We start from the raw sequence: 9802 nt of genomic DNA on the forward strand, positions 1-9802 counted from the left end.
TCCGCCTCAGTGCGAGGAGCTCTTCTGCGGGGTGAGCTCACTGGGGCGGACGATGACGAAGCCCTGGCCCTCCAACCTGAGCTGCACCGCCTCGCCGGAACCGCCGCGGATCATCGAGCCGAGCGACTGGGAGCGGTGCAAGGAGGTGCGGAGCTGCTCGCTCCAGCCGACGACCGCATCGGTGTCCACGTGCACCGGGGCCTGCGGAGCGACGGGAATGATGATCGGGCTGCCCTCGCACATCAGGGCGATCTTGCCGTAGCCGGTGAAGACGGAGTTGAAGAGGCCGCCGCCCACCATGCCGGCGCCCTTCACGGTGTGGATGTCGTAGTGGAGCGTGGCGTCGAAGCACAGCACGTTGCGGCCGTTGACGGTGAAGGACTCACCCTGCTCGATCTCGACGATGAAGCAGTTCTGCGCCTCGTGCGCGAACCAGGCCTCGCCCCGGCCCCGCACGGCCATCAGCGGCAGGCCCTCGCCGGTGACGGCCCGCTTGAGCAGACCGCCGATGCCCTGGCCCTTGCGCTCGAACTGGAGGTCGCCGCGAAAGGCGATCATCGAACCCTGACGGGCGTGCATCTCGCCGTCCACGACGTACTTGACCGACTTGGCGTTCTGGAGGGTCATCCCCGGAAAGGTCGCGGCCTCGGCAAGGTGTTCACCGGCAAAAAGATCGCTCTTCATGGAGGGCATCCTGGCCCGGAGCCGATGCTTCCCACAAGAAGCCGCCGTCAGGCCAGTGGCAGACTTGCGGGGTGAGCAGCAAAGAGACCGATCTCCGCGACGAAAAGCCCCAGTTCGTCCTACCCCTGGTCGTCCGGATCGAGCGCGACGCGCCCCCGGCCCGTACCGACGCCCTGGAGACCGCGGCGCGCGCCGTCCTGGAGATCCTGACCGACGACCGCTCCCTCGGCGACGGCGAGTGGGCACGGGCCATCACCGACTGGCAGGACGCCCGGATCCGCAAGGTGGTGCGCCGGGCGCGCGGTGCGGAATGGCGCCGGGCGGGCACGCTGCCGGGCATCACGGTCACCGGCACGACCGCGGAGGTCCGGGTCTTCCCGCCGGTCCCGCTCGATGGCTGGCCCAAGGAGCTCGCCAAACTCCAGGTGTCGGGCACCGACCTCGACGACCCGGCCGCCCCCGGTGCCGTACCCGAAGGAGCGGCGGTGCTGTGGCTCAATCCGGAGCTGGACATGTCCGCCGGCAAGGCGATGGCGCAGACCGGGCACGGGGCCCAACTGCTGTGGTGGGCGATGTCGGACGCCGACCGGAAGGCGTGGCGGGAGGCGGGCTTCCCCCTGGCCGTCCGCACGGCCTCCCCCGCGGACTGGCCGGCCCTGACGGCGAGCGGGCTGCCGGTCGTCCGTGACGCGGGCTTCACCGAGATCGCCCCCGGCTCCTGCACGGTCGTGTCCGAGGGGGGCCCGCGCTACGCCCCGCGCCTGCCGCGGGCCTGACCGACGGCCGGGCCCGGCGGCTCCTGAGGGGCCACGACGAGGGCCGAAGCTCAAATGAAGCTCTGAAACCGGGCCCCGTGGGGTTCGGACGTCGCCGTCGGGGCCATCAGGTGAGGACTGGGGACCGAAGGAGGGGGACATGACGGAACTCGGCATCGGCATGGGCTGGCGTCCCGAAATCGCGGAAGCGGTGGAGGGGCTGCCCGGCATCGACTGGGTGGAGGTCGTCGCGGAGAACATCTGCGCGGACCATCTGCCCGACTCCCTGATGCGACTGCGCGGGCGGGGGGTGACGGTCGTCCCGCACGGCGTCTCGCTCGGGCTCGGCGGTGCTGACCGACCGGATCCGGCACGGCTCGCGGCGCTCGGGGAGAAGGCGGTCGCCCTGGGCGCGCCGCTGGTCACGGAACACATCGCGTTCGTGCGGGCCGGGGGGCCGCTCACCGCGACCCCGCTCCTCGAAGCGGGTCACCTGCTGCCCGTTCCCCGGACCCGGGACGCGCTCGACGTGCTCTGCGAGAACGTGCGGATCGCGCAGGACGCGCTGCCCGTTCCCCTCGCCCTGGAGAACATCGCGGCCCTGGTGTCCTGGCCGGACGAGGAACTGACGGAGGGACAGTTCCTGACGGAACTGGTGGAGCGCACGGGGGTGCAGCTCCTCGTCGACGTCGCCAACCTCCACACCAACCGCGTCAACCGGGGCGAGGACCCGGCACGGACGCTGTCCGAACTGCCGGTGGGAGCGATCGCGTACGTCCACGTGGCGGGCGGGGTCGAGCGGGACGGCGTCTGGCACGACACCCATGCGCACCCGGTGCCGGGGGCGGTCCTGGACGTCCTCGCGGACCTCGTGTCACGGGTCGCCCCGCCGGGGGTTCTCCTGGAACGGGACGACGACTTCCCGGCCGCGCAGGAGCTGGCCGGCGAGTTGGAGGCGATCCGGGCGACGGTGACGGCGGGCACGCGTTCCGGTAGCGCGTCGAGGGGCGTGCGGCGCGGAGCCCCGGGGACGGCGGGCGCCGCCCGCGACCCGGGTGCCCGTCCGTCGGCCGCCGACCGCACACCGCTGCTCATCGGTGCCGGTGCCCGCGCCTCGGGCGGGCCGATGCCGGGCGCCCGGGTCGTGCCTGCTCCCGCGCCGGCCCCCGTGCCCGTACCGGTGCCGCAGGAGGGCGCGCGCCAGCGCCTCGCCGTCGCCCAGGCCGCCCTCCTGTCGGCGCTGGTGGCCGGCACCCCCGTGCCCGAGGGCTTCGACACCCGAAGGGTCGGCGTGCAGATCCGTGCCCTCGCGGCCAAGCGGGCCGGGGTGGTCGCGAAGGTCGCACCGGAGCTCCCGGAGATCCTCGGCCCCGGATTCCGGCCCGCGTTCCTCGCGTACGCCAGGTCCCGCCCGATGGACGGCGGTTACCGCCGCGACGCGCTCGACTTCGCCGCACACCTCCTGCTCACCGGACCCCCGGAGGATCCGACGGCACGCCGCTTGCTCACGGAATGGTGGCAGGACCGTTCCGGCAACCGCCCACCGGGACGCGCCACCCGGCTCGTACGGGCCGCACGTCACGCACTCGCACGGAGATGACCATGGGCTTTCTGATCGTCCTCATCCATCTCGCGGGCGTCGCCGGCATCGCCTTCCTCGTCACACGGGTCGTCCGGACGCGCCGCGGGGTCGACGGCCCCGTCCACGACCGCTACGAGGTCGCCTTCCTCACCGGCGGTCCCGCCAGGGTCGCGGACACCGCCCTCGTCTCCCTCCAGGCCGACGGCAGGCTCGCGATCGGCGGCCCCGGCATCGTCGCCGTCGTCCGCTCCACCGCGCACGACCCGGTGGAGCGCGCGGTGCTCCAGGAGCAGGCCGCCGCCCCGCACGGTTCCCTCCCCCTCCTGCGCACGGCCGTGATGCGGCATCCGGCGGTCCAGGAGATCGGCGACGGCCTCGCGGCGCGCAAGCTGGTCGTCGCCCCGGCGACGCGGCGGACCACGGTCCGCTGGAGCGGGGCCCTCGCACTGACCGCGCTCTGCCTCCTTCCGGTCTCGATCGTCTTCACGGCGGTCGATTTCGCGATCGACCCGGAGTTCCGACTCCCGTTCGTCATCAAGGTGCTGCCGGTGCTGCTCGCCGCGGGGATCACCGGCATCGTCTGCGGGTCACTCGGCTCCCGCCACCTCACTTCGGCGGGCCGGCGGGCGACCTCCGCCTACGGACGGGTGCACGGGAGCATGGCGGACCCCGCCCTTCGGGTGGCCCTGCACGGGCCGCGGGTCCTGACGGACCCCGCGCTCCGGGAGCAGCTCCTCACCGCCGCCCGGTTCCGCGGGCAGCCGCGCCGCGGCAGGCACGGCGGAGGACGTGCGACGGCGCACTCCTCGGCCACGGACGCCGCTGCGCTCGGCGTGGCCACCGAGTGGTGCGGGGGCAGCGGCTCCTGCGGAGGAGGGGACGGGGCGTCCTGCTCCGGCAGCGGGTCGAGTTGCGGCAGCTCCGGAGGGAGTTCCTGCTCCAGCGGAAGCTCCTGTTCGAGTAGCAGCTCGTGCTCCAGCGGAAGCTCCTGCTCCAGTAGCTGACCGGCCGTTCGGGTGGCGGGCGGGCCCGACGTCCCGTACAACCAGGACATGCTCTGGGTTCCGCTCCTCCTGGTGGCGTACGTGGTGGCGGGCACCGGCTGCGTGCGGGCCTGTCGCGCCGCGCTCGCCGCCGCCCGGCCGCACGGGACGGCCACCGGGCCGTCCGGCGGTACCGGGCTCACCGTCTGCGAAGCGGCCTATCTCGCCGGCGGGCCGCTGCGGGTCGCCGATCTGACGCTGGTGTCCATGCACCGGGCGCATCGGTTGCTGCTCGCCCGCACCGGCTGGGCGACGGTGCTGGATGCGGGCGGGGCCGGGGACGCATGGGAGCGGGCGGTGCTGGAAGCCGTCGGTCCCGAGGGCCAGTCACCGGTCCCCGCCGTCCGCCCGGTGGTTGCCGCTGCCGATTCCGTGCGGCGCCTGGCCCGGGACCTCGTCGCCCGGGGCCTCGCCGTGTCCGAGGAGTGCCTCAAGGAGGTCGAGGCGGGGATGCGGGCCGTGCGCGCCGGCTTCCTGTCGACCCTGCTGCTCGGGACGACCGCAGCGCTCCTCGTACCGGGCTCCGAACGGGCACCGGTCGTCGCCGCGTTCTCGCTGCCGCTGCTGGGGTCGGGCCTCTGCCTGCTGATCGGGCGGATCGAGGTCCACCCGTACACCCGCTGGGCCTCCCCCGCCGGGCAGCGGCTGCTCTCCGGGCTGTCGCCCGCCGATCCGCTCACCGCCTTCGCGGTGCGCGGTCCCGCGGCCCTGGAGCCGGAGCTCCGTGCTGCCCTGCGGGACTGAGGACCTGCCGAAGAGGTCCGGAAAGGACGCCGGTGCGGCGCGCATGACGCGCGCCGCACCCGGAGCCGGACCCGGTGTCGCTGGAGCAACGGGCCATGGTGCCGCCCGCCGTCTGATCTTCCGGGTCGAGGGGTGGCGCGACCGGCCGGAGCCGGGCACGCGCCACCGGGTTTCGCTGGGCCGTCAGGCCAGGCCCGCCACCAGGTCGGCGACGCTCTTGCGGCGACCGGTGAAGAACGGGACCTCCTCGCGGACGTGCATCCGCGCTTCGGAGGCGCGCAGGTGCCGCATGAGGTCGACGATGCGGTACAGCTCGTCGGCCTCGAAGGCGAGCAGCCACTCGTAGTCGCCGAGGGAGAAGGAGGCGACCGTGTTGGCACGGACGTCGGGGTAACCGCGGGCCATCTTGCCGTGGTCGGCGAGCATCCGGCGCCGGTCCTCGTCGGGCAGCAGGTACCAGTCGTAGGAGCGCACGAAGGGATACACGGAGACGTAGTCGCGCGGGGTCTCGTCGGCCAGGAAGGCCGGGATGTGCGACTTGTTGAACTCGGCGGGGCGGTGCAGCGCCATGTTCGACCAGACCGGCTCCAGGGCACGGCCCAGCTTGGTGCGGCGGAAGAGGTTGTACGCCCCCTGGAGCTCGTCGCTCGTCTCGGCGTGCCACCAGATCATGACGTCGGCGTCGGCGCGCAGACCGGACAGGTCGTACGTGCCGCGGACCGTGATGTCCTTGGCCGCGAGCTGGTCGAACAGCTCCTGGACCTCGTCGGCGTAACCGCCTCGGTCCTCGGGGAGAACGTCGCGCAGCTTGAAGACGGACCACAGGGTGTAGCGGATGACCTCGTTGAGGTCCTTCGCCTTCTTACCGGCGTTCGGGATCTTTTCGGGCGCACTCATACGCCTATTCTCGCCCGTCACGAGGAGTGCCCCGCACCGGGGGCCTCCCTTTGCGACGTGGCGATGATCTCGTCGGCGAACCCGTCGACGATCTCGTCCGCCGCGCGGTGGGCCGAGGCGATGCAGGCGGGGATGCCGACGCCGTCGTACGCAGCGCCCGCCAACCGCACCCCGGGAAGGGCCGCGACGGCCGCGCGGACGCGGTCCACCCGGGCGAGGTGACCGACCGGGTACTGGGGCAGGCCTCCCGTCCAGCGGGTGACCGTGCGGGCGACGGGCCGTGCGGCGATGCCGGTGGCGGCGGCGAGGTCCTTCAGGGAGGCGTCGACGAGGTCGGAGTCCTCCCGCCGGACCTGCTCCTCCTCGCCGTGGCGGCCCACCGAGGTGCGCAGCACGAACAGGTCGGGGTCACCGTCGGCGACCCAGCGCCACTTCTGGCCGGAGAAGGTGGAGGCCTTGATGGTGTGACCGTCGACGGGCGGCACCAGGAACCCGGAGCCCGGCAGGGCGGGCAGCTCGGAACGGCGGAAGGCAAGGGTGACCAGCGCCATGGAGGCGTAGTCGATCGCGCCGAGTTCGGCTGCGGCGGCGGGGGCGTGATCGCCGAGGAGCCCGGCCGCGCTGCCGGCCGGAGTGGCGAGGACCACGGCGTCGGCGTCGAAGTTCCGGTGCCGGGTCACCACCCGCCAGCCGGCGGCGCCGGTGCGGACCAGCGCGTCCACGGGGGTCCCGATGAGGACGTCGCCGCCCGCGGCGCGGATCGCATCGGCGACCGCGCCGGGAAGGGTACCGACGCCGCCTTCGATGCCGAGGAAGACGGCACCGCCGAGACCGGTGGCGGCGCCCGCGACGTCGGAAGGGGTCGCCGCGCCGGCCTGCTGGACGGCTCGGACGGCCGCGGTGAGCGTCGGATGGACACGGGCGGCCCGGAAGAGCGCGGGAACGGCGGCCTTCATCGAGATGTGGTGGGCGTCACCGGCGTACACACCTCCGAGGAGGGGCTCGACGAGCCGGTCGACGACCTCGTGGCCCATGCGCTCGGCGACGTACGCGCCGATGGCGACGTCCTCGTCGATCTCGGTCGGCGGCAGGTCCAGGTCCGCGCCGATCCGACGCACTCCTTCGGCGGAGAGGAGGCCCTCGACGGCCGCCGGGTCGCCGGGCACGCCCATGACGTGGCCCTTGGGCATGGGGATCAGTTCTCCCCGGGACCAGACGGACGCGGTGGTCGTGGCGGGAGCCTGGAGCCGGTCGCCGAGGCCGACGTCCCGGGCCAGGGCGACGGCTTCGGGGCGGCGGGCGAGCAGCGACTCGGCACCGAGGTCGACAGGGGCGCCCGCGATCTCGCCCGCGAGGAGCTTGCCGCCCAAGCGCCCGTCCGCTTCCAGGAGGGTCACCCGATGACCGGCGAGCGCCAGCCGGTATGCGGCGGCGAGTCCGGCGATCCCGCCTCCGACGACGACGACGTGAGGCCCGACCTGCTGTCCCGTGGTGTCCGCGTTCATGGGACCACTCTCTCAAATCGCCTCCCGCTCCCGTTCCGAGGCCGGACCGTAACCGCATCGCTACCCGTGGAGGGCAACCCGGTCCGTCGCCCCGTACGTCCAAGGGACATTCGGTCGACATCACCTGGAGGTAACTCGTGCGGAGAACACGAGCGACGGCCGCGGCCCTCATGACGGCCTCACTGGTCCTGACCGGCTGCGGCGCCGGCGCCACGGACACGGCGGCGGACGGCAAACAGGGCGTGGTCGCGGACGCCCGGGCGGGTGCTGCCGTCGAGGGAGCGGCCCGGGGCGCCGCGGACGGTTCACGGGATGCCGCAGAGGGTTCACCGGGCAGCGCCGGGAAGCCCGCGACGAAGACGCCGCTCCAGAAGCACGTCATCCGCACCGCCTCGCTCTCCGTCGAAGTGCAGGACGCGGCGAAGGCGCTGGCCACGGCCCGCCGGGTCACCGCGGAAGCGGGCGGACACGTGGAGAACGAGTCGACGGAGCGGCTGGACGACGCGCACCTCACCTCGCAGCTCGTACTGCGGGTGCCGCAGGAGCGGTACGACTCCGTCCTCGCCGGTCTCGCGGGCACCGGAAAGCTGTTGGACCGCAAGGCGGACGCCCAGGACGTCACCGACCAGGTGGTGGACGTGGAGAGCCGGATCGCCACCCAGCGGGCCAGCGTGGCCCGGGTGCGGGAGCTGATGGACCGGGCGGAGAAGCTGTCCGACGTGGTCACCCTGGAGGGCGAACTGAGCCGCCGCCAGGCGGACCTGGAGGCGCTGCTCGCCCAACAGGCCTCGCTGAAGGACCGGACGACACTGGCGACGATCACCCTCAGGCTCTCCGAGGAGAAGCCCCCGCCGGCGGAACGGGAGGAGGGCCGCCCCGGTTTCGGGGACGCCCTGAGCGGGGGCTGGAACGCACTGGTGGGCGCTGCCGCCTGGATCGGGATCGTGTTCACCGCCCTGGCACCGTGGCTGGCGGTCGGACTGGTCGGCCTCTTCCTGTGGCGCCGTCTGGTCCGGCCCCGCCTGACCAGCCGCGCCGGTTCCGCACCGGACCTGCCGGACCTGCCGGACGTCCCGCGGAACGCCGCCGGGGCGCCGGTGGTCAGCCGGTCGCCGAAGGCCCCGGAGGAGTCGGAGGAGTCGAAGCCCCGGCGGGCTCCGCGGACTCCCGGCCCCCGGGAGACCCCCGAGCAGTAGTTTCTCCGTATGAGCGAACGGCTGGTGGTCATCGGTGGGGACGCGGCGGGCATGTCCGCGGCGTCCCGAGCACGCAGGCTCAGGTCTCCCGACGAACTGGAGATCGTCGCCTTCGAACGCGGGCACTTCTCTTCGTACTCGGCCTGCGGCATCCCGTACTGGGTCGGTGGCGACGTCGCCTCGCGCGGAGAGCTGATCGCACGCCCTCCCGAGGAGCACCGGGCCCGTGACATCGACCTGCGGACGCGGACCGAGGTGACGGAGATCGACGTCCCGGGACAGCGGGTGCGCTCCCGGGACCTGGAGGCCGGCAGGGAGGAGTGGACGGGCTTCGACAAGCTGGTGATCGCCACCGGGGCCCGGCCGCTGCGCCCTCCGTTGCCGGGCATCGACGCACCCGGGGTGCACGGGGTGCAGACCCTGGACGACGGTCAGGCGCTGCTCGACTCGCTGTCCGCCTCGCCGGGGCGGCGGGCGGTCGTCGTGGGCGCCGGGTACATCGGGGTGGAGATGGCCGAGGCCCTGCTGAACCGGGGGTACGAGGTGACGGTCCTGACCCGGGGCGAACAGCCGATGACGACCCTGGATCCGGACATGGGGCGCCTCGTGCACCGGGCGATGGACGGGCTCGGCATCAGGACGGTCACCTCTGCTCCGGTGACGAAGGTCCTGACCGGCGGTGACGGCAGGGTCCGCGCGGTGGCCACGGACGCGGACGAACACCCCGCGGACGTGGTGGTGCTCGGCACCGGCGTGGTCCCGGAGACCTCGCTCGCGCGGGCCGCGGGACTGCCGCTCGGGGCGCACGGAGGACTGCTCACCGACCTCGCGATGCGGGTCCGGGGCCAGCGGAACATCTGGGCCGGCGGCGACTGCGTGGAGGTCCTGGACCTGGTCTCGGGCCGGGAGCGGCACGTGCCGCTCGGCACGCACGCGAACAAGCACGGCCAGGTCATCGGGGCGAACGTGGGCGGCGACTACGCGACCTTCCCCGGCGTGGTGGGGACGGCGGTGTCCAAGGTGTGCGACCTGGAGATCGCGCGGACGGGCCTGCGCGAGAAGGACGCCCGGCAGGTGGGCCTGCGGTTCGTGACGGTGACGGTCGAGTCGACCAGCCGGGCGGGCTACTACCCGGGGGCCGCTCCGATGACCGTGAAGATGCTGGCCGAACGGCGCACGGGACGGTTGCTCGGGGTGCAGATCGTGGGCGGGGAGGGCGCGGCGAAGCGGGTGGACATCGCGGCGGTGGCGCTCACGGCGGGCATGACGGTGCAGGCGATGACGGCTCTGGACCTGGGGTACGCACCGCCCTTCTCGCCGGTCTGGGACCCGGTCCTGATCGCGGCCCGCAAGGCGGTGGCGGCGGTCCGCGCAGCGGACTGAGCAGGGGAGCGAC

General features: G+C 73.5%; 9 protein-coding genes. 6 read left to right on the top strand and 3 right to left on the bottom strand.

Annotated features, from left to right (window positions below; genetic code table 11):
- Positions 1 to 6: 6 nt before the first annotated feature.
- Entirely contained in the window at positions 7 to 684 is a 678-nt protein-coding gene (locus ACFW2Y_RS04120) for an AIM24 family protein (protein ID WP_384873200.1), read from the bottom strand.
- Positions 685 to 755: 71 nt separating this feature from the next.
- Between ACFW2Y_RS04120 and ACFW2Y_RS04125 the strand changes: the two genes are divergently transcribed.
- The 4 genes from ACFW2Y_RS04125 (at position 756) to ACFW2Y_RS04140 (ending at position 4808) form a co-directional block, all read left to right on the top strand.
- The gene (locus ACFW2Y_RS04125; RefSeq protein WP_384873203.1) at positions 756 to 1460 is read left to right on the top strand and encodes a peptidyl-tRNA hydrolase; all 705 of its coding nucleotides are present in this window, start codon (positions 756 to 758) and stop codon (positions 1458 to 1460) included.
- Positions 1461 to 1599: 139 nt separating this feature from the next.
- Positions 1600 to 3039: a DUF692 family multinuclear iron-containing protein gene (locus ACFW2Y_RS04130; RefSeq protein WP_384873206.1), complete on the top strand. Its 1440-nt coding sequence runs from the start codon at positions 1600 to 1602 to the stop codon at positions 3037 to 3039.
- A gap of 2 nt (positions 3040 to 3041) precedes the next feature.
- The gene (locus tag ACFW2Y_RS04135) at positions 3042 to 4025 is read left to right on the top strand and encodes a TIGR04222 domain-containing membrane protein (protein ID WP_384873209.1); all 984 of its coding nucleotides are present in this window, start codon (positions 3042 to 3044) and stop codon (positions 4023 to 4025) included.
- A gap of 48 nt (positions 4026 to 4073) precedes the next feature.
- Complete coding sequence (locus tag ACFW2Y_RS04140; RefSeq protein WP_384873211.1) at positions 4074 to 4808, top strand: TIGR04222 domain-containing membrane protein; 735 nt, start codon at positions 4074 to 4076, stop codon at positions 4806 to 4808.
- Positions 4809 to 4991: 183 nt separating this feature from the next.
- On the opposite strand, the gene hemQ is transcribed toward ACFW2Y_RS04140, so the two are convergent.
- Positions 4992 to 5705, bottom strand: a complete 714-nt coding sequence (hemQ, locus tag ACFW2Y_RS04145) for a hydrogen peroxide-dependent heme synthase (RefSeq protein WP_384873214.1) — start codon at positions 5703 to 5705, stop codon at positions 4992 to 4994.
- A 17-nt stretch (positions 5706 to 5722) separates the two neighbouring features.
- Positions 5723 to 7210, bottom strand: coding sequence for a protoporphyrinogen oxidase (hemG, locus tag ACFW2Y_RS04150; RefSeq protein WP_384873217.1), 1488 nt, complete (start codon positions 7208 to 7210; stop codon positions 5723 to 5725).
- Positions 7211 to 7347: 137 nt separating this feature from the next.
- Between hemG and ACFW2Y_RS04155 the strand changes: the two genes are divergently transcribed.
- Complete coding sequence (locus tag ACFW2Y_RS04155; protein ID WP_384873220.1) at positions 7348 to 8406, top strand: DUF4349 domain-containing protein; 1059 nt, start codon at positions 7348 to 7350, stop codon at positions 8404 to 8406.
- A gap of 9 nt (positions 8407 to 8415) precedes the next feature.
- Positions 8416 to 9789 carry an FAD-dependent oxidoreductase gene (locus tag ACFW2Y_RS04160; protein ID WP_384873223.1) on the top strand — a complete coding sequence of 458 codons (1374 nt, stop codon included), beginning with the start codon at positions 8416 to 8418 and terminating at the stop codon, positions 9787 to 9789.
- The last annotated feature ends 13 nt before the right edge of the window (positions 9790 to 9802 follow it).

It is taken from the genome of Streptomyces sp. NPDC058877 (assembly GCF_042742855.1).
Lineage (GTDB): Bacteria > Actinomycetota > Actinomycetes > Streptomycetales > Streptomycetaceae > Streptomyces.